Source organism: Candidatus Brevundimonas colombiensis (assembly GCA_029202665.1).
Lineage (GTDB): Bacteria > Pseudomonadota > Alphaproteobacteria > Caulobacterales > Caulobacteraceae > Brevundimonas > Brevundimonas colombiensis.
Genome location: CP119326.1, coordinates 271,255 through 292,674 on the forward strand (window position 1 = coordinate 271,255; position 21,420 = coordinate 292,674).

Annotated in this window: 21 protein-coding genes; 9 read left to right on the forward strand and 12 right to left on the reverse strand. The window is 69.0% G+C overall.

What is annotated here, in order from left to right:
• Nucleotides 1-13: 13 nt before the first annotated feature.
• The 11 genes from P0Y50_01155 to P0Y50_01205 all read right to left on the reverse strand — a co-directional run bounded on the left by P0Y50_01155 (nucleotide 14) and on the right by P0Y50_01205 (nucleotide 7,986).
• Entirely contained in the window at nucleotides 14-640 is a 627-nt protein-coding gene (locus tag P0Y50_01155; GenBank protein WEK40239.1) for an HK97 family phage prohead protease, read from the reverse strand.
• Nucleotides 637-870: a hypothetical protein gene (locus P0Y50_01160; GenBank protein ID WEK40240.1), complete on the reverse strand. Its 234-nt coding sequence runs from the start codon at nucleotides 868-870 to the stop codon at nucleotides 637-639. Before P0Y50_01160 ends, P0Y50_01155 begins: the two co-directional genes overlap by 4 nt.
• Entirely contained in the window at nucleotides 867-2,039 is a 1,173-nt protein-coding gene (locus tag P0Y50_01165) for a phage portal protein (GenBank protein WEK40241.1), read from the reverse strand. Before P0Y50_01165 ends, P0Y50_01160 begins: the two co-directional genes overlap by 4 nt.
• Nucleotides 2,040-2,167: 128 nt before the next feature.
• Nucleotides 2,168-3,217: an acyltransferase gene (locus P0Y50_01170; protein WEK40242.1), complete on the reverse strand. Its 1,050-nt coding sequence runs from the start codon at nucleotides 3,215-3,217 to the stop codon at nucleotides 2,168-2,170.
• A gap of 38 nt (nucleotides 3,218-3,255) precedes the next feature.
• Nucleotides 3,256-4,395 carry an SGNH/GDSL hydrolase family protein gene (locus P0Y50_01175; GenBank protein ID WEK40243.1) on the reverse strand — a complete coding sequence of 380 codons (1,140 nt, stop codon included), beginning with the start codon at nucleotides 4,393-4,395 and terminating at the stop codon, nucleotides 3,256-3,258.
• Nucleotides 4,395-4,682, reverse strand: coding sequence for a hypothetical protein (locus P0Y50_01180; protein ID WEK40244.1), 288 nt, complete (start codon nucleotides 4,680-4,682; stop codon nucleotides 4,395-4,397). The genes P0Y50_01175 and P0Y50_01180 overlap by 1 nt, the downstream gene beginning before the upstream one ends.
• Nucleotides 4,683-4,873: 191 nt before the next feature.
• The gene (locus tag P0Y50_01185; GenBank protein ID WEK40245.1) at nucleotides 4,874-6,043 is read right to left on the reverse strand and encodes a terminase family protein; all 1,170 of its coding nucleotides are present in this window, start codon (nucleotides 6,041-6,043) and stop codon (nucleotides 4,874-4,876) included.
• Entirely contained in the window at nucleotides 6,018-6,548 is a 531-nt protein-coding gene (locus P0Y50_01190) for a hypothetical protein (protein WEK40246.1), read from the reverse strand. Before P0Y50_01190 ends, P0Y50_01185 begins: the two co-directional genes overlap by 26 nt.
• Before the next feature lie 22 nt (nucleotides 6,549-6,570).
• Nucleotides 6,571-7,032 (reverse strand): YcgN family cysteine cluster protein, encoded by a 462-nt coding sequence (locus tag P0Y50_01195; protein WEK40247.1) that lies wholly within the window; start codon nucleotides 7,030-7,032, stop codon nucleotides 6,571-6,573.
• Between the two features lie 40 nt (nucleotides 7,033-7,072).
• Nucleotides 7,073-7,411: a multidrug efflux SMR transporter gene (locus P0Y50_01200; protein ID WEK40248.1), complete on the reverse strand. Its 339-nt coding sequence runs from the start codon at nucleotides 7,409-7,411 to the stop codon at nucleotides 7,073-7,075.
• Complete coding sequence (locus P0Y50_01205) at nucleotides 7,408-7,986, reverse strand: TetR/AcrR family transcriptional regulator (GenBank protein ID WEK40249.1); 579 nt, start codon at nucleotides 7,984-7,986, stop codon at nucleotides 7,408-7,410. Before P0Y50_01205 ends, P0Y50_01200 begins: the two co-directional genes overlap by 4 nt.
• Nucleotides 7,987-8,069: 83 nt before the next feature.
• On the opposite strand from P0Y50_01205, the gene P0Y50_01210 reads away from it, so the two are divergent.
• The 4 genes from P0Y50_01210 to P0Y50_01225 all read left to right on the forward strand — a co-directional run bounded on the left by P0Y50_01210 (nucleotide 8,070) and on the right by P0Y50_01225 (nucleotide 12,788).
• A complete protein-coding gene (locus P0Y50_01210; GenBank protein WEK40250.1) occupies nucleotides 8,070-9,884 on the forward strand; it encodes an ABC-F family ATP-binding cassette domain-containing protein in 1,815 nt (604 codons plus the stop codon).
• A gap of 62 nt (nucleotides 9,885-9,946) precedes the next feature.
• Nucleotides 9,947-10,840, forward strand: coding sequence for a hypothetical protein (locus tag P0Y50_01215; GenBank protein ID WEK40251.1), 894 nt, complete (start codon nucleotides 9,947-9,949; stop codon nucleotides 10,838-10,840).
• Between the two features lie 67 nt (nucleotides 10,841-10,907).
• The gene (locus P0Y50_01220; protein WEK40252.1) at nucleotides 10,908-11,750 is read left to right on the forward strand and encodes a hypothetical protein; all 843 of its coding nucleotides are present in this window, start codon (nucleotides 10,908-10,910) and stop codon (nucleotides 11,748-11,750) included.
• A 69-nt stretch (nucleotides 11,751-11,819) separates the two neighbouring features.
• Nucleotides 11,820-12,788 carry an alpha/beta hydrolase fold domain-containing protein gene (locus tag P0Y50_01225; GenBank protein WEK40253.1) on the forward strand — a complete coding sequence of 323 codons (969 nt, stop codon included), beginning with the start codon at nucleotides 11,820-11,822 and terminating at the stop codon, nucleotides 12,786-12,788.
• A 59-nt stretch (nucleotides 12,789-12,847) separates the two neighbouring features.
• On the opposite strand, the gene P0Y50_01230 is transcribed toward P0Y50_01225, so the two are convergent.
• Nucleotides 12,848-15,739 (reverse strand): PAS domain S-box protein, encoded by a 2,892-nt coding sequence (locus P0Y50_01230; GenBank protein WEK40254.1) that lies wholly within the window; start codon nucleotides 15,737-15,739, stop codon nucleotides 12,848-12,850.
• Nucleotides 15,740-16,504: 765 nt separating this feature from the next.
• Between P0Y50_01230 and P0Y50_01235 the strand changes: the two genes are divergently transcribed.
• The 5 genes from P0Y50_01235 to P0Y50_01255 all read left to right on the forward strand — a co-directional run bounded on the left by P0Y50_01235 (nucleotide 16,505) and on the right by P0Y50_01255 (nucleotide 21,334).
• Nucleotides 16,505-17,713 carry an energy transducer TonB gene (locus P0Y50_01235; GenBank protein WEK40255.1) on the forward strand — a complete coding sequence of 403 codons (1,209 nt, stop codon included), beginning with the start codon at nucleotides 16,505-16,507 and terminating at the stop codon, nucleotides 17,711-17,713.
• Between the two features lie 44 nt (nucleotides 17,714-17,757).
• Nucleotides 17,758-18,798, forward strand: a complete 1,041-nt coding sequence (locus P0Y50_01240) for an ABC transporter substrate-binding protein (GenBank protein WEK40256.1) — start codon at nucleotides 17,758-17,760, stop codon at nucleotides 18,796-18,798.
• 72 nt (nucleotides 18,799-18,870) lie between these two features.
• On the forward strand, nucleotides 18,871-19,836 hold the full coding sequence (locus tag P0Y50_01245) for a hypothetical protein (protein WEK40257.1): 966 nt from the start codon (nucleotides 18,871-18,873) through the stop codon (nucleotides 19,834-19,836).
• On the forward strand, nucleotides 19,833-20,948 hold the full coding sequence (locus P0Y50_01250; GenBank protein WEK40258.1) for a DUF2336 domain-containing protein: 1,116 nt from the start codon (nucleotides 19,833-19,835) through the stop codon (nucleotides 20,946-20,948). The genes P0Y50_01245 and P0Y50_01250 overlap by 4 nt, the downstream gene beginning before the upstream one ends.
• A 182-nt stretch (nucleotides 20,949-21,130) precedes the next feature.
• Nucleotides 21,131-21,334 (forward strand): hypothetical protein, encoded by a 204-nt coding sequence (locus P0Y50_01255; protein WEK40259.1) that lies wholly within the window; start codon nucleotides 21,131-21,133, stop codon nucleotides 21,332-21,334.
• Nucleotides 21,335-21,420 lie beyond the last annotated feature (86 nt).

Below are 21,420 nucleotides of genomic sequence, written 5' to 3' on the forward strand. Positions count from 1 at the left end.
GCGCCCGTTCCCGTCATCCGCGAAAACACGCCGCCATCTCCCCCGTCGATGCCAGGCTGAACCGCGCGCCCGGCAGCATCGGGAATGTCACCAGCGACACCTCCCACAGCTCGACCGCGCTCAGCACCCGCAACCGCCCCTGACGCCTGGCCCGCGCGGTGCGATAGCCGATGGACAGGCCATCCAGCGCCCCCGCCCGGCTCAGCGCGCCCGCGAACCGCGCCTCGGCCGACCAGTCCGCGATCCGGCCGCGCACGAACAGGCCGCGGTCGTCCTCCACGATCTGGTCCCACACCCCGACCGGCGCCCGCGCATCATGCTGGCTCAGCATCCGCACGCCCTCGGCCCCCGTCCGCGCCAGACTGTCGGCGAACGCCCCCGCCTGCACCACATCTCCGTTCAGGTCCGCCACGCCCCACAGGGAGGCGTAGCCCTGGATAGGGAGTGCGCCGGAACTCTCCCTCCCCCTGCGGGGGAGGGTGGTCGCGCCGTCAGACGAAACCGGGTGGAGGCGGCCGGGCAAAGTCCCACCGACCTGTTTTGTTTCCAATCCTGCGGCCTTCTTGGGCCGCCCCCACCCGGTCGCTGCGCGACCACCCTCCCCGGAGCGGGGAGGGAGAAGATTGCGTTCGCCGCTCATTTAGCCCCCTCCAACCGCCGCTCGATCCGCTCCACGGCCGCCGCCGTCGCCTCGCCCTGGGTCTCCAGCCGCGCCAGCCGTTCGGCGACCAGCCTCTGCTCTCCGACCCGCTGCTCCAGCGTGCCGATCCGCGCCGCCGCGCCGCCCGCCCAGACCAGCCCCCCGACCGTCTGCACGACCACCGCGATCAGCAGCGCCGTCGGCACGCGCCGGATGTGATGTTCGGTCATCCTTCCACCCCCGCCATCCGACGCCGCTCGTCCTCGGTCAGGAAGCTGGCGGCATCCAGCCGCGCCCACAGGGCGTCGCGCTCGGGCTGCAACGCCGAGACCGCATCCATATCGGCCCTGATCTCGCAGTCGGCGAACCGTTCGCCCAGCCAGCCAGTCATCGCCCCCGCCGCCTTCCGAACCAGCGGGATCACCGTCTGGCGCCAGAAGGCCGCATTGGCCTCGCGATAGTTGGCGTAGGTCGCGTCGCCCGGCACGCCCAGCAGTTGCGGCGGAACCCCGAAGCCCAGGGCGATCTCGCGCGCGGCCGCATGTTTGCCCGCTGTAAAGTCCATCTCCGCCGGCGTCAGGCTCAGCGGCTTCCAGTCCATACCGCCTTCAAGCAGGATCGGCCGCCCGGCGTTCATCGCCCCGGCATAGGCGTTCGACAGCTGGTCCTTCAGCGCCTCGAACTGCCCGTCGGTCAGCCGCTCGCCGTTGCGCGCACCATAAACCAGCGCCCCCGAGGGCCGCGCCGCATTGTCCAGCAGGGCCTTGTTCCAGGCGCCCGCCGCATTGTGCGCATCCACCCCCTGCGCAGCCGCCTCCAGCGGCGACAGCCCGTACCAGTCGTCCAACGGGTGCCACAGTTTCAGGTGCATCACCGGCGCCCAGCCATCCCCGGCCCGCCCGATCCGAACCGACCGTCCGTCCACGGAATAGTCCCACGCCTCGGGCCAGCCCGACCGGCCGGGAACCACCTTCACCCGGTCCGACCGCAGCGCCCACAGCTCATCCGGCGCCCCGTCCCCATCCGCATCGCCGGTGGCCTCGACATAGGCGTTGCCCGACACCTGAAGCGCCCCATAGACCGCCTCCATCAGCTCCGCCCCCGACTGTTCGGGATTGGGCCGACGGATCAGCTTCGCCAGCGGATGGGCGTCGTCCCTCGCACCGCCGACAAACACAGCAAACGGCGCAGACGCCGCCGCCTCGGCGATCATGCGGATGCAGCGATAGGCCACCGCATTCTTCTGATACCCCTCGCGCGCCAAGCTGGCGTAGTCGTTGGGCGTCCAGCGCGGCCGCCCCACGCCTGACAGGGCGATCACCCCGCCCGCCCGGCTTTCCTTCGCTTCAGGCGCACCCCTGCGCCCCGCCTGGCCGAACGGCCACCGGATCGAAACCATCGTGTCGATTTCCCTTTTATTTTCGTCATCCTCGGGCTTGTTCCGAGGAGCCAAGCTCACGGTGCTCGCCGCTCAAGTCCGGTGTTTATGGGTCCTGGGCACGAGGCCGAGGATGACGGCGTGTGAAACTAGACGCAGTGTCTTGAAGGCGTCATCAGCCGCAACAACGGCCGCTCGACCCACAGATGCACGGCGACCCCCGCCGCCAGACTGACCAGCACCGTCAGCGCCGCCACCGCATCCCCCGGCGCCGAGACCACCCCGCTCTCGAACAGCCGACCCAGCGCGCGGATCACGAGCACATGCGTCAGATAGATCGAATAGGACGCATCCCCCATGAAGGCCGCCGCCCGCTCGACCCTTCCCGGCGCCCGGTCCAGCCGCTCCATCCGCACCGCCCCGAACACCAGAAGGGCGCTGGGCAGGCCCCAGATCAGAACCCGCGCCACCCCCGTCGCCGGATCGTTCAGGGCCTCCACCCCGTCGACCCGCCCGTATCCGACCACCACCGTCAGACCCAGAACGACCAGCCCCAGCCCGACCGCCCACGGCCCGGCCCATCGCGGCATGAACCGCCAGATCCCGGCGATCCCCATGCCCAGCAGAAACTCCACGAGGATCGGCGCGCCCCAGAACCTCAGCACCGGCGCCGCGACGAAACATCCGGCTACCAGCAGCACCCCATAGGCGCCGACCAGCCCCCATCCGACCCGCCGCCCGAACGCCATCGCCAACCCGAAGGCGGCGTAGAACAGCATCTCGAAACACAGGGTCCACCCCGGCCCCAGCGCCGGAAACGTCATCTCCAGCCCGCTGAAGGGCCAGAACAGGACCGTCGCCGCCGCCACATCGGCGCTTAACGTCCCGCCCCGCGCCATCCCGACCAGGATCGGCGCCGACAACAGCCAATAGATCGGCGCCACCCTGCGAAACCGTCGCCACAGGAACGCGCCCGCCGCATCGACGCCCGCCTGTCCTCGCGCCGTCGTGGCGATGACGAAACCGCTGATGACGAAGAACACATCCACGCCCACCGCGCCGAAATCCGCCAGCGCTCCGTCGCCGACCAGCGTCTCCAGCCCCAGCCGCGTCCCGGCCAGGTCCACGGCATGGGCCGCGACCACCGCCGTCGCCGCCGCGAACCGCAGCGCCTGCACCCCGTAGAACCGCTCCCCCATCCGTCACGCCTATCACCCGGCGCGACGGGTCGACAACTTCAGATCATCACGCGCGCCCGCACGGCCTCGGCGATCCGCGCCTGTCCCGCCGCATTGGGGTGGACGGCGTCGAACATCAGGTCGCCCGCGAAGACGCCGCCGAACAGGGTCTTCCCGTCGATGGGCGTCGCCAGCCCCCTGGCCGCCGCGACCTCGACCGCGGCGCCACGGATGGCGTCCTGCATCCCATAGCTCGCCCTGCCCTGGGCGGGATCGGACGGACAGCCGGTCATTAGCAGCACATCCCCCGTCGCCGCCGCCCGGTCGATCAGAGACCCCAGTTGCGTCTTGTAGGTCGCCGCCGCCGTCCCCGCATTCCAGTCGTTGATCGTCAGACCGATCACCGTCAGGTCCGCCGCCGCGACCGGCAGCGCGCCATATGCACGGTACGGCTGATCCGTCGCGATCCAGTCCGCGACCTTCGATCCGCCCCATCCGGCGTTGATCACCCGCGCGCGCCTCGCCTCCGACCGCCAGGCGACCCCGCCCACGACGAACACCGCCCCGCCCGAGGCCCAGCGCACCGTCACCGGCCCGCTGGTCTCTGGAAAGGTCACGGTCGTCGCCTCCATCGCCGCCGCCTTGGTCGTATTGACCGTGGCTCGCGCCACACCGTTCGTCTCGACCGTCAGGACCCCCAGCGCCGTATTGGTCACGGCCCACAGGTCGAACCGATCCACCGGACTGTCGGGCTGGAAACGCCATCCGCCGGTCGAGCCCGCAGCGCCGGCAAACAGTTTGCCGCCCATCCCCGCCAAGGCGTTGACGCTCCAGCCGCTGCCCAGCGTCACGCGCGGATCATAGGCCGCATAGCCGCCACTGGCCCCATCCGCCGCGCCCGCTCCGGCGACCGAGGCCGCCGACGCGGGCAGGCCCCGTCTGCTCATCGACGCCGCCAGTCGTTCGGGCCAGGCGCCGCCCCGCGCATTGGGGGTCCAGCCCCCGGCGACCCCGCCGAACCCTTGCGTCACGCTGTCGCCGATGCACAGCAGACGCGCCTCGCGCCCGCCCGCCTGCATCGTCCTGACCGCCGCCGACCAGACGGGGAGGTCGGGAACGGCGAACCGCGTCCCTCCCAAGACACCGCCCAGCACCCCGCCCGGCGCCGCCGACGCCGCGCCGATCCTGACGCCCGGCATCAGTCGAAGACCGCCACGATCTGGCCGGCCGTCGTTCCGGTGGCCAGCACCCGTCGCACCTGCACCGGCAGCCAGCCGACCGGATGATTGGCGAAGGTCACGGCGTCGGCATCCTCGCCGCCCGTCGTCAGCACCCGGACATTGCCCGCCGCCCCGACATACAGCGCCTTGGCGTAGGTGTTCAGGTCCGCCGTATCGCTGGGGGTCACCGCCTGCGCGCGCCGTGCCGGTCCCCCGGCCTCGCGCCCATGGCTCAGCAATCCGTCCCGCTCGGGAATGGCCGGCATATCGTCTCTCCTGTCGTTCAAAAATCTCCCTCCCCCGGCGGGGGAGGGTGGCTGAGCCGCAGGCGAAGCCGGGTAGGGGCGGCGACGCGACCAGCCCGCCACCCTGCGCGCCCTGCATGGCCGCCCCCACCCGGTCGCCCCCACCCGGTCGCTTCGCGACCACCCTCCCCGAACGGGGAGGGAGAAGTCCCCTAAAGCCCCCGCACCCTCGGCCCGGCCGAGCGCGCCTCCAGCATCAGCCGCGTGATCCCCCACACCAGGGCGTCGGCCCGGTCGGGGCTGGGTCCGCCCTCGGACCCCAGAGCCAGCATCTCTTCCTCCAGGGCCGAAAAGGCGTCGCAGTGGATCACACGCCCCTGTTCGTACAGCAGCGCCACCGGCTCGGCCCGCGCGGCCTTGGACCGCGTGGCGTGGACCATTTCGATCTTGGCCGGACAGTCGCTGGCCCCCAGGACCGCGCGCACCATGTCGCCGCCCTGATTGCCCTCCGCAATCACCTCCTGCGCCCCGAACTCGCGCGCGGCCTGACAGACCACGGCGGCCCAGCCGCTGGGCGAGCGCCCCCGGACCGTCCGGTCGGCCAGGACGAAGGCCCGGCCGTCCTTTCGCCCGACCACCACCACGCCGCAGGCGTCGCCCCGCGCGGTCGCCGGCGGATCGACCGCCACCACCACCCGGTCCAGCTCCGGCGGCCGCGCGCCCCTGGCCCGCCTCAGTTCCTCGATGCAGAACAAGGCGCCCTCGCCCTCGACCACCAGGCCTTCCAGCTCCTGCGCGGCCAGTCGCGTGCCGCCATAGACATCGTTCAGATGCGCCAGGAACCCCGGCGACAGATTGTGCGCGTTCAGCGCCGTCTGGGCCCGCTCCGTCACCGTCCCGGCCTCGGCCATCAGTTGGCGCAGCGCCGGGATCGGCCGTGGCGTCGTCGTCACGGCCAGCAGCGGTTCGGTCCCCAGCCGCAGTCCAAACCTCAGGTTCGACAACACCCGGTCGGGGCGTCGCCAGGCGCAGAACTCGTCGGCCCAGGCCGCATGGAACTGCGGCCCTCTCAGACTGTCGGGATCTTCCGCCGAAAACGCATAGGCCGCCGACTGATTGCCCCACACCAGCCGCCGCCGCCCGGCCTCCCAGCGCGGCCGGTCGCCCGGCTCCGCCAGCGCCTTGATCCCCGACGTCCCCTCCACCATCACTTCGCGCACGTCGTGCAGGGCGGGGCCGACCAGGGCCAGGGTGATGCCGGAAAACTCGCGCGCCAGCACGTCGATCCAGACCGACCCGGCGAAGGTCTTGCCCGATCCCCGGCCGCCCAGCAGCAGCCAGGTCTTCAGCGTCCGATCAGCCGGCTGGTGCTGATGCTTCAACAGCTGATAATGACTGATCTGCAGCCTTAGCTCTTGCCCGTTCGTCGGCTTCCGCCTGCTTCTCTTCCAGAATCCGATCCGCCCGCTCGTATTCGACGAGCAGCTTTTTTCGGAGCAGTTCGTCTTCTGCGGGGTCGTAGGTTCGTCCACCCATCTCGTCCTCTTCATCCTCGCTCAGGCACAGCAGGCGCATCGCCTCGACCGCCTTGGCCGAGCGCGCGATCACGCCGATCTGGCGCGCGACCTTCTCGGCCGCGCCCGTCTCGCCGACATCGGTCCTGCAGACGGCCTCAGCGGCCTCTTCGATCTTGGTCTTCAGCTTCAGGAACAGCGGCTCCAGCCAGCCGGCGCAGGCTGCGGCGCTGTCGCCGCCGTCCCGGCCGCCCTCTTCGTCATCACGATTTCCCGCCATGCCCAAACCATAGCGCACCAGCGTCCTCAGGCCGGAAGAAGGCCTGCATAATTCGCCATCGGCTTGTTTCGATTGAGGTTTAACCAGCCGCATTGCGCTGGCTAGGGGGCCTGACCTAGCGTTCGCGACCGCGTTCAACCGCCCATTCCGGCGCCTCGAAGTCCAGCGCGTCCTCCGGTTCGGCCAGCGACAGCTCCGAAATCGTCTGCCCCCGCACCGACACCCCGGCCGTGTGCACCGTCTCGCGACTGCCCGAGACCAGAGGATGCCATTTCGCCAGCGTCCGCCCTTCGTTCAGCCGGCGATAGGCGCAGGACTTGGGCATCCACGCCAGCGCCTCGATGTTTCCGGGCGTCAGCTTGATGCAGTCGGGCACCTGGGCCTTGCGGTTCGCATAGTCCGAGCACGAACAGGCCTTGGAATCGAACAGTTTGCAGTGGACCCGCGTCGGAATGACCTCGCCGGAATCCTCATCCTCGAACCGGATCACGCAGCACAGCCCGCACCCGTCGCACAGCCCCTCCCATTCGGTCGGCGACATCTCGTCCAGGGTCTTGGTTTCCCAGTAGGCTTGCATGGCGCGCCTCATACGCGCCCATTCGGGCGATGTCGCGGCCTCAATGCCCCACCGTGCGGGAGAACAGATTGATCACCACCACCCCGCCAACGATCATCGCCAGGCCGGCGATGGCCGGCGGGTCCAGTCTCTGGCGGAACGCGACGGCGCCGATGATCGAGATCAGCACCACCCCCAACCCGCTCCAGATCGCATAGGCGATCCCCACCGGCATCTGTTTCAGCGCAATGGACAGCAAATAGAAGGCCAGGCCGTAGCAGACCGCCATTCCCGCCGTCGGCCAGGCCCGCGTGAACTGATGCGAGGCCTGCAGCAGGCTGGTCCCCGCCACCTCCAGCATGATGGCGCCCAACAGTGCGGCCCAGGTCGCAAAACTCATGCGTCATTGGCCGTGATCGGGTGGCCGGGCGTCAGTAGCGACAGCAGCGCCTGCCTCTGGTCGGGCGAAACCTGATGCGTTCCGAACAGGTCCGACATCCACAGCCCGTCCGCGATAAGCCTCAGCATCACGGCGTCGTCGGCACCGACCGGATCGCTGGGATCATCCCCCTTCACCTTGTCGATCCACCCGTTCCAGCGGCGCGCCAGATTGGGGTCGATGGCGCAGGCGGCCATGATGACCCGGCCGATGCTGACGTTCTGCGGCGTCACCGGCTCGTTCACCGTCGCCCTCAGATAGGCGCGCGCATTGCGGCCATAGGGTTCGGGATCACGCGCGGCCTCGGCCAGGATCATGTCCGTGTGCATCCGCCCCAGATGATCGACCATCCCTTCCAACAGCGCGATCTTGCTGGGAAAATGATGCAGCAGGGCGCCCTTGCTGACGCTCGTCCGCGCCGCCACCGCATCCAGGGTAAAGCCCGACGCCCCCAGCTCCGCCGCCACTTCCAGCGCCTTTTCGATGATTTCGGCGCGCGTATCGCTGGGCGCGCGGCGGCGTGCAGTCGTGTCCATCGCCCTTACATACCAACCGGACGGTAACAGTCAAATCTCAAAGGTCGTGGCGGTTCGGCCTGCCCTCCTCTATATGGCCGCCCATGGCAGCCAGACCCCCTCTCGTCGCGCTCAAGGACGTCCGCCTTCAGGACGGCCAGCGCCCCCTGTTCGACGGCGTCGATCTTGCGGTCGAACCGCGCAGCCGCGCCGCCCTGGTGGGCCGCAACGGCGCGGGCAAGTCCACCCTGATGAAGGTGGTCATGGGCCTGATCGAGCCGGACAGCGGCGACCGTTCGGTCCAGTCCGCCACCCGCTTCGCCTATGTGCCGCAGGAGCCGGTCATCACCGGCGAGACCTTGCTGGACTACGCGGCGTCCGGCGCGGCCGAGAGCTGGACCGCTGAGAGCTGGCTGGCCACCTTCGGCCTCGATCCCGCCAAGTCCGCCAAGGGCCTGTCGGGCGGAGAGACCCGCCGCGCGGCGCTCGCCAAGGCCTTCGCCGAGGAGCCCGACCTGCTGCTGCTGGACGAGCCGACCAACCACCTGGACATCCTGGCCATCGAACTGCTGGAGACCGAGCTGATCTCGGCCCGGTTCGCGCTTCTGGTCGTCAGCCACGACCGCGCCTTCCTGAACCGCGTCACCGACACGGTGCACTGGCTTGAGGGGCGCCGCGTCCGCACCCTGAACAAGGGTTTCGTCGAGTTCGACGACTGGTCGACCAAGGTGCTGGAGGAAGAGGCCGAATCCCTGCGCCGCCTGACCAAGACCATCGAGCGCGAGACCGCCACCTTCTACTCCTCCATCACCGCCCGCCGCAGCCGCAACGAGGGCCGCGCCCGCTCGCTGAACGCGCTGCGCGCCGAACGCGCCGAAAAGATGAAGGACGCCCCGCGCGAGCTTTATCTGGGCGTCGATTCCGGCGCCACGTCGGGGAAGCTGGTCGCCGAGATCAAGGGCGTGTCCAAGGGCTTCGCCGGCCGCACCCTGTTCAAGGACCTGACCACCCGCATCATGCGCGGCGACCGGCTGGGCATCGTCGGTCCCAACGGGGCGGGCAAGACCACCCTGGTCAAGACCCTGCTGGGCGAACTGGCCCCCGATGAGGGCACGGTCCGCATGGGCGCGAACCTGGAGCCCGTCTATCTGGACCAGTCGCGCGAGGGGCTGAAGTCGGACATGACCCTGTGGGACGCCCTGACGCCAGGCGGCGGCGACAGCATCATCGTGCGCGGCGTTTCCAAACACGTCGCCGCCTACGCCAAGGACTTCCTGTTCTCCGAGGCCCAGCTGCGTCAGCCGATCTCGACCCTGTCGGGCGGCGAGCGCAACCGCCTGCTGCTGGCCCGCGCCCTGGCCAAGCCCGCCAATCTGCTGATCCTCGACGAACCGACCAACGACCTGGACATGGATACGTTGGACAAGCTGGAAGAGCTGCTGGAGGGCTATGACGGCACCCTGATCCTGGTGTCGCACGACCGCGATTTCATCGACCGCCTGTCCACCTCGACCCTGGCCCTGAACGGGCGCGGCGACATCGTCGAGACCCCCGGCGGCTGGACCGACTTCATCCGCCAGAACCCCGGCTTCCTCCAGCCCGGCGCCAATCCCCGCCCTCAGGATAAGGCCGCCGCCGAACGCGCCGCCGCCAACCCCGCCCCCGCTGCTGTCAAGAAGGCCGGCAAGCTGACCTTCAAGGATGCTCACCGCCTGAAGGAGCTGGAAACCCTGATCGACGCCCTCCCCGCCCAGATCGCCAGACACGACGCCACCCTGGCCGATTCCACCCTCTACGCGCGCGACCCCAAGGCCTTCGACGCCGCCATGAAGGCCGCCGAAAAAGCCCGCGCCGACCTGGAGAACGCCGAGATGGAATGGCTGGAGCTGGAAGAGAAGAAGGCGGCTCTCGCGGGTTAGGTGTGCTAGACTATCCCTCTGGCTGTCGGGCCGCAGAACCGCGCTGAAGGACAAGGCCGAAGATGTCGATCATGCCGTCGTTGTGGGTAATCGCCGCCGCCGCAGCCCCGTTCGTCCAGGCGCCTTCGGAACCGGCGCCCCTGCCCGTGGCTGTCATGCTGCCGCAGTTGGCCATGCAGGATTGTGACCTGGCTTCCAGGCAGCAGGTCTTCGTGTATCGCACCCTGATGACATCGGATGGGGCAGAGCTCAAACTGACCTACGCCCCTTCTACGGACCAATGCAGCATTGAACTGGATGCAGCCGGAGCCGCCGCAATTTCCACCCTGTCAGACATCTTGTCCGAAGACGGATGGGAACGACTGCCGACAACGGAATCACGATGGGCTGTTGTGGACGCCCTGTGGCGCAAAAATGATCGTCTCATCGAGGTCAATCGTTGGCGTAAGACGCAGCATGAAGACGGCCCTTCAGGCGCCGTTTTCGTCACGGCTGCGGACGGCCTATCTGGTCAACAGACTCTGTCGACGAGAAAAAGACAGCTGCGGCCTCTTGCAGATGCTCTGATCGCGGCCGTCTTTGATCTGTGCCCAAGCCTGGTTCGCGGACGCGCCGCCGACTTTGCGGAGCTGTGGGAGATAGAGCCTGAGGCCATCCTTAATCAGGAAGTCTTGGCCGATCCGACCCAGGGCACGATAGATGTGCGAGGCGGCGAGGAGTGCAGCATCCTCGTCAGCGGGCCCGCCACGCCCGACGCCATCCAGGCCTTGACCGCGGCTGCGCAGACCCACGGCCTGAAGCGCGACGCCAACGGCGTCTTACGCGGCGGTGACATCGAGATTCAAACCGAGGCGCGAGAGTCGATCCCGCTCAACTGGCCCTCCTGGGCCCGCTCGGATTATGCAAGCGTTTCCATTTCGGTCAGGTCAAACCAACGTCAAGACGCCGAGCGATAGACATTATGGAACGGCTAGGCCCCGGCCGATCACGGTGCTTGGAAGACAAAGAGGCTATTCTGGCGACATGACCTTTCGCGCACTTGTTCCCACTCTGATCGCGCTCACGCTTTGGGCGCACCCCAGCCAGGCGCAGCAGACGACCGCGCAGTCCGTGCAGGACCTTCTCTTCACCCGTTGCGACGCCGCCGTCGCGGAGGGACAGGCGGATATTTCCGAGGGCGTCGCGACATCGGACGGTTTGGAGATCAGCTTCGCCACCGTGCAGGCGGACGGCGCCTGTCAGGTCTTCGTCCAGTCCAACGTCGGTGTGGCGGTCAAGGCGCTGACCGACCGTTTCAGCGCCGATCAGGACTGGTCCTTGGCGGGCGATAATCTCTGGCGGTCTCAAACCCGAATGATCGCCATCCAGTCGTTCGATGAAGACGGCGTGCCGGGCGCATCCATCGTCAGCGTCCCTGTTGCAGGCAAATGGGGCCTTCAGATGCTGGAGGCGGCCGATCGCGCCCGACGCCCCCTGGTCGATGTCGCTCTTCGCGCGGCGGCTGTCGTCTGCCCGGCTCTGGACCTCAACAACGAAACAGCGCGCGTCGCCGTGCTCAAGGCGGAACCCGAACTGGCGTCGCGTCGCCTCGCAGCCGATGCCTCGCAAGGGTCCATTCGCCTGCACCCCATGGGGAACGGCGACTGCCAAATCCTGCTTGCAGGACCTCAGGCCCGGACCGCAGCCCGTGCGGTTCTTGCTGACGCCGAAGCTCGGGGCTATCGCGAAAATGACGGCGGCGTCATGCTGAAGGGCGATCGCGCCATCGCGGTCGCTGAGAGCGAAGACGAGGATCAGCCCGGTTTCATCATACTCGTGGTCCCAACGGCCCTGTTGGGCGACCGCGCACAGTTCTCCGCGCCCTGACCCCGCAACTTGCCCCCGACGTAAGCGTTGCCTTTGCGTCCATCATTCTAAAGGTCACGCATAGGCCTCATGACCCTGCGCACCCACGTCGTTGATTTCGCTCCGCCTCAACAGGCGGCCGTGCGTCGCATCGACGCCGCCCTGGCCCGCGCGCCGCGTCTGCGGACCGACGGCTGGCGGATCGATGCGGGCCAGCGGTTGTCGCTGTGGCTGGATGCGGCGGCCGGGCGCGTCACCACGCCCCGCCTGAAGAAGCGCGGCGTGACGGTGGAGATCGTCCAGACCGACGGCGACCATCCGGTTCCCTTACGCATCCTGCATCCGGCGGGCGCGCCGCGCGCCGTCATCCTGGACATTCACGGCGGCGGCTGGGTGCTGGGCAGCGCCGGGCTGAACGACCGGCTGAACGCCCATCTGGCGCATCACGGCTTTTGTGTCGTCTCGGTCGATTATCGCCTGCTGTCCGAGCGTCGGCAGGTCTATATCGACGCCGCCATCGCCGACTGCCTGGCCGCCGCCTACTGGACCGTGACCCATGTCGACCGCCTGGGCGCCGCGACCCTGTTCATCGCGGGCGAATCCGCGGGGGCGCATCTGGCGGCCCTGACCGCCGTGGCCCTGCGCGACAAGGGGCTGATCGATCTGGTCAAGGGCTGCGTCTTCACCTACGGCGTCTTCGACCTGTCGGGGACCGAAAGCGTGCGTTCCGCAGGGCCTGAGACCCTGCTGTTCAACGGCCCGACGATGCGGGCCGACCTGGCCCGCCTGGCCCCCGACCGCGACGAGGCGGGCCTGCGCCAGCCCGACGTCTCGCCCCTGTACGCCGACCTGACCGGCCTGCCGCCCGCCCTGTTCCTGGCCGGCGAATACGACCCCCTGTTCGAGGACAGCCTGTTGATGGCGACGCGCTGGGGCGAGGCGTCCGACGCCGACCTGATCCGCGTGCCCGAGGTCCCGCACGGCTTCCTGCACTTCGGCGGTCCCGCCGCCCGCGGCGCCCGGCGCGCCATCCGCACCTGGCTGGACGCCAGGCTCTAAAAGTCCTCTCTCCCTTCCCCTCATTCCGGCTTTCGCCGCGATGCGCGGGTAAAGGGGGATCAGCTCTCGATCAGTTCGCGAATGCGCGTGCCCAGGGCCTCCATGGCGAAGGGCTTGGTCATGACGTGCATGCCGGGGTCCAGATGGCCGTTGCCGACCACCGCGTTCTCGGCGTAGCCGGTGATGAACAAGACCTTCAGGTCCGGCCGGTCGATCCGCGCCGCATCGGCCATCTGTCGCCCGTTCATCCCGCCCGGCAGGCCCACGTCCGACACCAGAAGGTCGATGCGCGCATCGGATTGCAGCAGCTTCAGCCCCGCCGCCCCGTCCGACGCCTCAATGCACTGATAGCCCAGTTCGTGCAGGATTTCGGCGACCAGCATCCGCACCGTCGGCTCGTCGTCCACCACCATCACCGTCTCGCCGGCCTGGGCGCGGGGGGTGTCGGTCACCGTGGGCGTCGGTTCGTCCTCCACCGCGCCGAGATGGCGCGGCAGATACAGGCACACCATCGTCCCCTCGTCCCGCTCGGAATAGATCCGCACCTGCCCGCCCGACTGGCGCACGAAGCCATAGATCATCGACAGGCCCAGCCCCGTGCCCTCGCCCATCGGCTTGGTGGTGAAGAAGGGTTCGAACGCGCGGGCCGCCACGTCCGGCGACATGCCGCCGCCGGTGTCGCTGACGCAGACGGAGACATATTGCCCCGGCTCCAGGTCCTGGGCCCGCGCGACGCGCGGATCGATCCAGCGATTGCCGGTCTCGATGGTCAGCCGCCCGCCGTCCGGCATGGCGTCCCGGGCGTTGATGCACAGGTTCAACACCGCGTTTTCCAGCTGGTTCGCATCGATCAGAACGGGCCACAGCCCCGTCCCGGCCACGACCTCCAGATGGACGCCCGGCCCGGTGGTGCGACGGATCAGGTCCTCCATTCCCCGGATCAGGCGATTGGGGTCGGTCGGCTTGGGGTCCAGGGTCTGGCGTCGCGAAAAGGCCAGCAGCCGGTGCGTCAGGGCCGCCGCGCGCCGGGCCGCCCCCTGCGCCGCCGCCGAGAACCGCTCCACGTCGTTGAACCGGCCCTGGGCGATGCGCGAGCCGATGATCTCCAGACTGCCGGATATCCCCGCCAGCAGATTGTTGAAGTCGTGGGCGATGCCGCCGGTCAGTTGCCCGACCGCCTCCATCTTCTGGCTTTGGCGCAACGCCTCCTCGGCCTGCATCAGGGCGTTGGTGCGCTCGGCGACCTGGTCTTCCAGCGTCTCGTTGAACCGCTCCAGCTCGACCGACTGGCGGCGCAGGTCCTCGATATCGGTGTTGGCGCCGACCCAGCGCGTGATCCGGCCCTCCTCGTCGTGCACCGGATCGGCCCGCACCTTGAAGGTGCGATAGACGCCGTCGCTGCGACGCAGACGGAACTCGTCCTCATAGATTTCGCCGTTGGCCACGGCGCGCCACCAGCCATCTTCGGTTCGGGCCTGTTCTTCGGGATGGACGATCAGGGCCCAGGTGGCCTCTCCGTTCAGATCGGCTTCCGAAAGGCCGGTATAGGCATAGACCTGGGGATTGAACCAATACAGCATCCCCTCCACGTCGGCGGCCCAGATCTGGTTCGGCGTGGCCTGGGCGAAGACGCGGAACTGGGCCTCGCTGTCGCGCAGGGCCGCTTCGCTGCGCGCGCGCTCGGTGGCCATCCGCACCCGCTCGGCCACGTCGCGCATCAGCCGCAGATCATCGTCGCTGTAATGGCGCGGCGTCGCGTGGTTGACGAACACCATGGCCACGACCCGGCCCTGCTCCATCAGAGGCATGTTGACAAAGGAGCCGGCGCCGATCTGCTTCAGCACATCGGCGGTCGCGGCCGTGCGGGGGTCCAGGGTCACGTCGGCGATGGCGACCGTCTCGCCGCGCTTGATGTCCTCGATGTAGGAGCCGTGTTCGCGGAAGGCCAGGGTGCCGGCGATGCTGTCGACCCCCGGCTGGTTGAAGTCGCGCTCTATGGTGATGGTCTCGGCGACCGTATCGACCACGCCATAGCCCGCACGGCTGACGCCCATGGACTGGGCCAGGACACGCGCCGAGGCCTGGGCGATCTCGCCGGCGTCGGTCAGGTCGCGGATGGCGTCGTTCAGCTCCAGCAGGGCGGCCTGTCGCGCCTCGCTCTGCTTGCGCTCGGTGATGTTGTTGAACAGGATGGCGACCTGCCAGGCGCCCGGCTCCCCGATCCGCAGCGCCTGGACGTCGTACCAGCGTCCGAAGATGTCGGCCGGATTCTCGAACCGCACCGGCTGGCCCGTGCGCGCCACGCCGCCGTACAGATCGAACCAGTGCTGCTCCAGCCCCGGCGCGGTGTCGCTGACCCATTTGCCGTAGGGATCGACCAGGCCGGTCATCTCTTCGAAGGCCGTGTTGCCCTCGACGATCTTGTAGTCGACAGGCCGGTCCGCCTCGTCGAACTTCATCTCGATGACGCAGAAACCCGTCGCCATGGCGGCGAACAGGGCGCCGTAGCGCTGCTCGCTCAGCGCCAGGGCCTGGTCCGCCCTGAGGCGGTCGGTGACATCGACGCCCTGGACGAAAACGCCCCAGACCTGACCTTCCGCCGTCTTCATCGGCTGGAAGACGAAATCGACGTAGCGGTCCTCTATCGGCCCGTCCGGCGCCGCCTGCACGGCGTAGAGCGCGCTTTCGGCGCGGTGCGCCTCGCCCGTGCGATAGACGGTGTCCAGCAGCTCCAGATAGCCTTGGTCCACCGCATCCTTCAGCACATCGGCCAGGGCGCAGCCCGTCACCGACCGATGGCCGATCAGCGTCTGGTAGTTGGGATTGGTCAGCTCGAACCGATGCTGCGGCCCGACCAGCAGGGCCATGAACCCCGGCGCGTGGGCGAACATCTGCACCAGTTGTGCGCGATTAAAGGCGATGGATTCGCCTTCAGAGACCGTGATGGACAAGCTTTTTCCCCAAAGTCTTACGTCTGCCGACCACAAACCCCCAGCCCGTGAAGTTGTTGCAGCCGATCCTGTGTTCGTCACCGGACATAAGCCTTTTCGCGCGTCTTCTTGTGGAAAAGCCAACAGGTTGATCCGCAATCGCGAATTTAATCCGTCCACCGATGTTCACAAGCTTGTCCACCGCCGCCGGGCCGGTCGTGCACATCGGGGCGAAGTCGGACGCTTGCCTCATAGCCGCTTTCGTCGGAACGTCAACAGGCCAAGGGACACGGCGGCGCGGAAATCCGGGGGAGACCCCGGGTGTCAAGCGAACCGGCCCGGCTCTCCGACCCGGCGTTTCGGGCGATCCTCGGATCGTAACGTGCGACAGGCGGGATCCAGGCTCCAGTGCTCGACGGTCTCAGGATCGACGACGGACAGGAGAACCGGATCGGGATCACGGGACGACGCGGTCGCAATACCGTGGGACGCCCAAGACCAGGAGCGCGACAGGATACAGCCGACCGCCCTCGCAGGTTCGCCCGCGACGGCGCCGACGCCAAGGCCCTGACCCGAACGGCCAAGTCCAACCCGGACTTGGCGAGGGGACGAAGCACACGGGTCCGCCCGCACGCTTCGTCCCCTCGCTCAATTGGGCCCTCGCTCAATTGGTCCGTCGCTCAACTGATCCGTCGCTCAATCCGGCCGCCGCCCGGTCGTTGTCACACAATCGCGCTAGACAAACCCCGCCCGCGCTGCACCCATGAGGTGCAGCCGGAGATACCCATGCGCGCAGTCCTGATCGGTCTCGGCCTGACCCTGACCCTGACCACATCTCCCGCCCTGGCGGCGACCTCGGGGCAGGCGCTGGAGCCGCTGCGGGTGTCGCCCGTCCGCGACGGGCGTCTTTTCGTGGCCGAGCCGTCGTCGCTGCTGCAGGTTCCCTCGACCGAAATCGCCTGCGGCGGCCAACCGATCCAACCCCTCTACGCCGACGATCTGGCCGTCGGCGCCGTCCGCAGCGCCGCCCACGAAAGGCCAGCCGTCGTCCTGACCTTCTCGGTGGACGCACAGGGCCGCACCCGCGACATTCGGCCGGCGCCGGATGGGCCGTCCAATCCGACCGGCCCGATCATCATTCCCCAGCTCAATCCCGCAGAAGCGGAACAGGCCGCCCTGGCCGCCTGGCGTTTCCAGGCCGCGCCGCGCGCCGACTGCCGCGCCACGATCCGCTATTCCACCAAGCCGCTGGAGGCGGCGACCACCGACGATCTTCTGCGCTATTTCGCCGTCACCCGCACGCGCGGCGCCCTGCGCGATATCGTCGCCAGGCGCCTGGGCGGCCCCGGCGCCGATTGCGGCAGCGACGGTCGCGGCGGCCGCGCCGCGCGCACGATCAGCGTGCCCGACTTCAAGATCGGCCGTCGTCCGCCGCCGGGCGGCCGCTCCTGGACCGTGGTGCGTTGGAACGTGAACGCCGCGGGGCGGGCCACGGGGGTCGAGACCCTGGGATCTTCGGGCGACATTGATCTGGACCGCGAGGCCCGGCGCGCCGTCGCCGATACGGTTCTGCGCCCGGGCGCGCCCCTGACCGGATGCGTCTTCAACTTCAACCGCATCGGCGACACCCTGCCGGCGCCGGACATGCCCGCGCCCGATCAGGACCCGCAGCAGGTCTGTCCGGCGGACATTTCGGACCGTCTGCGGCTGACCGTCGCGCCGGAGCGGTTTCCGGCGGCCTTCGCCAAACGCCGTATCGAAGGTTGGGCCCTGATCCGGTTCGACCTGGCGACCTGGGGCCAGACGGGCGCCCTGGAGGTGATCGACGCCCAGCCCGCCGCGACCTTCGGCGAGGACGGCCGCCGCATGATCGGCTCGGCGCGCGCCGAGGCGGCGCCGACCGCGGCGGTCCGCTGCGTCGTTCCCATCCGCTACCTGTTGCCCGTCGCCGCCTCCGGGCCCGAGGCGACCCGAGACGACGTCGCGACCGACTGACGCCGCGCCTTTCCAACGCCGTCATCCCACCCTAGATCAGGAAGATGAGCTTATCGGGGAATCGGTTCCTGACCCGTCGCCGCGCCCTGATCGCGGGGGCTGCGGCCGTGGGGGTTGCGGGGGTGGGATTGCGCGCCTGCGGCCGGTCCGAGGCGCCGGTGGACGAACAGGGCCGGGTGCGGCTGCGTTTCGCCCTGGACTGGCGGGCCCAGGCCGATCACGGCGGCTTCTATCAGGCCCTGGCGACCGGCGCCTATGAGAAGCGGGGCCTGAACGTCCAGATCGTCCAGGGCGGTCCTGCGGTGAATGTGCCGCAGCTTCTGGCCTCGGGCGCGGTGGAGCTGGGCATGGCGTCCAACAGCTTCACCCCCATGAATCTGGTCGCGTCCGGCGCGCCGGTCCGGGCCGTCGCCGCCTTCTTCCAGAAGGATCCGCAGATCCTGATGGCCCATCCCGACGCCGCGCTTCACACCATCGCCGACCTGGCCGAACGTCCCTTCCTGGTGGCCCAGGCGGGGATCGAGACCTTCTGGGTCTGGCTGAAGGCGACCTATGGCTTCACCGACGCCCAGTTGCGGCCCTACGCCTACGACCCCGCCGCTTTCATCGCCAATGCCCGGGCGGTGCAGCAGGGTTTTCTGACCAGCGATCCCTATACGATCGAACAGGCGGCCGATTTCGAGCCGAAGGTCTTTCTGTTGGCGGACGAGGGCTATCCCTCCTACGGCGCCATCGTCCTGGCCCCCAACGCCTTCGCGCGCGACAATGCGGCGGCGCTCCGAAGCTTCATCGCCGGCTCGGCCGAGGGCTGGCGCGACTATATCCGGGGCGACGCCTCGGCTGGCGACGCCCTGATCCGCCGCGACAATCCCGACATGACCCAGGACCAGCTGGATCAGGCCCGCGACCGGTTGCGCGACAAGGCTGTGGTCGACGGCGGCGACGCGGCCCTCTACGGCCTGGGCGCCCTGACGGCCGAGCGGTGGCAGGCCTTCTTCGAGGCGACCTCCAAGGCGGGCGTCTACGAGGCGAACCTGAACTGGCGCGACGCCTTCACCGACAACTATCTGCCCGGTCGCGGCTGACACCCGCCGTTAGCGCGGGGTTAAGCGGTGCCGCCTACACTAACGGTTGAATTCCTCAGCCGGAGAGCCGCCTTGCGCCGCGCCCTCGTCCTCACGACCGTCCTGACCGCGACCAGCGCCCTCGCCTGCGCCTGGGCTGGGACTGCCGTCGCCCAGTCGGCGCCGACCAATGGCGCGGGGCTGCGCTACCTGTCCTGGCCGGGCAAGCCGCCGGTCGGCGCCCGCCTGCCCCCCGCCCCTTCGCCGGCCCGCACGCCCGCGCCGGCCGAGCCGACCCCGACCGTGATCGCCGCCAGCCGCACTCTGCCCCTGACCCGCCTGGCGCCGCCGCCCGCGACCCGCCCCGGCCTGACGCCCGCCAGCGACTGGATCAACCCCCAGGCCGCCCGCAATGTCCCCCAGGCCTATCCGACGCCGGCGCCCGCTCAACGCCCCGTCCAGGCTGAAGCCCATGCTCCGGTCCAGGACGCGGCCCAAACGCCGCCTGTGTCCGACGCGCCCGTCGCCTATCAGCCCGCCCCGCATCAGGTCGCGGCCGTCCCGTCGGCGATGCAGCCCGCCCCCGCCACCGCCGCCCCCGCCCCCGCCGCCCAGGTCGCTGCGGCTCCCCAGACCGCGCCCGCCGAAACGCCCGCCGCCCAGCCTTCACCCGATCAGACCGCCTCGGCCCAGGCCCCTTCGGCTCAGGCCGCCGCCGACCCCATGGCCCCGCGCCGCGACGCGCCCATCTATCGCCTGATGCGCCCGCAGAGCGGCGTCGCGCTGGACGGGGCGGCCGTCGCCGGATCGCAGCAGGCGGCCCAGCTGCCCCCCGGCGAACAGACCGCCCGCTATTATTCGGTCCACCGTCAGGCCGGCCGGCACCCCGACACCATCGTCACGCCCCAGCCGACCTATCTGGACGCCCTGCCGGTGCAGATGACCCAGACCCCCAAGTCCGACGACCTGGCCCAGCCGGACGGTCCGCCGTCCCTGATCCGCAACGCCAACGGCTCGCTGCGCGCTGTGCCCCAGACCCAGGCCGACGACCTTCCATGAGCGATACGACCACGGTCGAGGCCGCCGTCGTCTCCACCTCGCGCCTACCCGAACTGATCGCCCTGGCCGGCGAGGAATCCAGCGACAAGCGGCGCCTGCTGCTGCGCGAACTGACCAACCATTTCTTTGGCGCCCCCGACCACAGCCCCAGCGAGACCGCCCTGTACGGCGCGGTCCTGGCCAAACTGTCCAATGAGATGGAGCAGGCCGTCCGCGCCGAGCTGGCCGCCCGTTTCGCCCCCGCCGCCAACGCCCCCCACGGCCTGATCCGGCGTCTGGCCGACGATGAGCTTGAGGTCGCCGAGCCGGTCCTTCGCGGCTCCACCGTCCTGACCGAAGACGATCTGATCCAGGTGGTCCGCCAGCGTGGTCAGGGCCATCTGCGCGCCGTCTCGGGCCGCGTCGTGGTGTCGGAGGCCGTGTCGGACATCATCGTCGAGCGCGGCGACGACGACACCCTGGGCGCCCTGTTGCGCAATGACGGCGCCCGTCTGTCGCGCGCGGCGTCCGAGACCGCTGTGGAACGGGCCAAGGCCAATCCCGCGCTGCACGCCGCCACGGTCGAGCGAAACAGCCTGCCGGTCGATCTGCTGAACGAGATGTATTTCGTCGTCGAGGCCCGACTGCGTCACCAGATTCTGGAGCAGAACGCGCGGATGGACCCCGAACTACTGGAGGCGGCCCTGGCCGCCGGCCGCACCCGGGTCGCCACCGACGACGGGGCCCTGCCGGCCGACTACGCCGAGAATCTGGCCTATGTGGACGAACTGCACGCGGCGGGCCAGCTGACGCCCGTGGTGCTGATCCGTTTCCTGCGCTCCAACGGCCGCACGCCCTTCCTGATCGCCCTGGCCAAGCTGGCGGACATCGACTTCCACACCGCGCGCGGCATTGTCGAGCGCAAGGACCTGGACGCCCTGTCCGTGGTCTGCAAGGCGGCCGACATGGACCGCGCCGTCTATCTGACCTACGCCGTCGCCGTCCTGGGATCAGAGGACAATCCGATGGGCAAGGCCGCCGCCTATGGCCGGATGTACGGCGAACTGACCCGCGACGCGGCGCTGCGCACCCTGCGCTTCTGGCGCATGCGCCGCACGGCCCAGGCGGCCTGACGCAGCAACTATCTCTCCCTCCCCCTGCGGGGGAGGGTGGTCGCGAAGCGACCGGGTGGGGGCGGCCGACAAGACACTTTCCATCGAAGATGCGTGTTGTCAGATCGCATCCGACAACAAGACCGCGTTGCGAGATTTCGGACTGACCGAGCATCGATCCTTTCTTTTGAAAGGAGCGACGGATGACCGTCATCGACACCCTCACCGACTTCATGGCCAACCACGGCCCCGCTTTAGTCCACACCATCATCAAGCATTTTATCGCGATGGCTTTTCACTACTGCTTCAAGCGTTGGCGTCAGCGGTCTCGCGCAGGGACAGAGAATCGGCTCCCTACAGCAAACACCCCCGGAGATGGTACGCCGCCTCCTCGACAGCCGAGCTGAGGCGGCCATGCGTATGCCTAGGCTACATTCAGACAGCCATGACGCTTCGCCCTGTCGCCCCCACCCGGTCGCTGCGCGACCACCCT

Bases quoted from the DNA above. Each gene is read 5' to 3' on its own strand.
- P0Y50_01155 (WEK40239.1), bottom strand. From the start codon at position 640: ATGAGCGGCGAACGCAATCTTCTCCCTCCCCGCTCCGGGGAGGGTGGT.
- P0Y50_01160 (WEK40240.1), bottom strand. From the start codon at position 870: ATGACCGAACATCACATCCGGCGCGTGCCGACGGCGCTGCTGATCGCG.
- P0Y50_01165 (WEK40241.1), bottom strand. From the start codon at position 2,039: ATGGTTTCGATCCGGTGGCCGTTCGGCCAGGCGGGGCGCAGGGGTGCG.
- P0Y50_01170 (WEK40242.1), bottom strand. From the start codon at position 3,217: ATGGGGGAGCGGTTCTACGGGGTGCAGGCGCTGCGGTTCGCGGCGGCG.
- P0Y50_01175 (WEK40243.1), bottom strand. From the start codon at position 4,395: ATGCCGGGCGTCAGGATCGGCGCGGCGTCGGCGGCGCCGGGCGGGGTG.
- P0Y50_01180 (WEK40244.1), bottom strand. From the start codon at position 4,682: ATGCCGGCCATTCCCGAGCGGGACGGATTGCTGAGCCATGGGCGCGAG.
- P0Y50_01190 (WEK40246.1), bottom strand. From the start codon at position 6,548: ATGCGGCTGGTTAAACCTCAATCGAAACAAGCCGATGGCGAATTATGC.
- P0Y50_01195 (WEK40247.1), bottom strand. From the start codon at position 7,032: ATGCAAGCCTACTGGGAAACCAAGACCCTGGACGAGATGTCGCCGACC.
- P0Y50_01200 (WEK40248.1), bottom strand. From the start codon at position 7,411: ATGAGTTTTGCGACCTGGGCCGCACTGTTGGGCGCCATCATGCTGGAG.
- P0Y50_01205 (WEK40249.1), bottom strand. From the start codon at position 7,986: ATGGACACGACTGCACGCCGCCGCGCGCCCAGCGATACGCGCGCCGAA.
- P0Y50_01210 (WEK40250.1), top strand. From the start codon at position 8,070: ATGGCAGCCAGACCCCCTCTCGTCGCGCTCAAGGACGTCCGCCTTCAG.
- P0Y50_01215 (WEK40251.1), top strand. From the start codon at position 9,947: ATGTCGATCATGCCGTCGTTGTGGGTAATCGCCGCCGCCGCAGCCCCG.
- P0Y50_01220 (WEK40252.1), top strand. From the start codon at position 10,908: ATGACCTTTCGCGCACTTGTTCCCACTCTGATCGCGCTCACGCTTTGG.
- P0Y50_01225 (WEK40253.1), top strand. From the start codon at position 11,820: ATGACCCTGCGCACCCACGTCGTTGATTTCGCTCCGCCTCAACAGGCG.
- P0Y50_01235 (WEK40255.1), top strand. From the start codon at position 16,505: ATGCGCGCAGTCCTGATCGGTCTCGGCCTGACCCTGACCCTGACCACA.
- P0Y50_01240 (WEK40256.1), top strand. From the start codon at position 17,758: ATGAGCTTATCGGGGAATCGGTTCCTGACCCGTCGCCGCGCCCTGATC.
- P0Y50_01250 (WEK40258.1), top strand. From the start codon at position 19,833: ATGAGCGATACGACCACGGTCGAGGCCGCCGTCGTCTCCACCTCGCGC.
- P0Y50_01255 (WEK40259.1), top strand. From the start codon at position 21,131: ATGACCGTCATCGACACCCTCACCGACTTCATGGCCAACCACGGCCCC.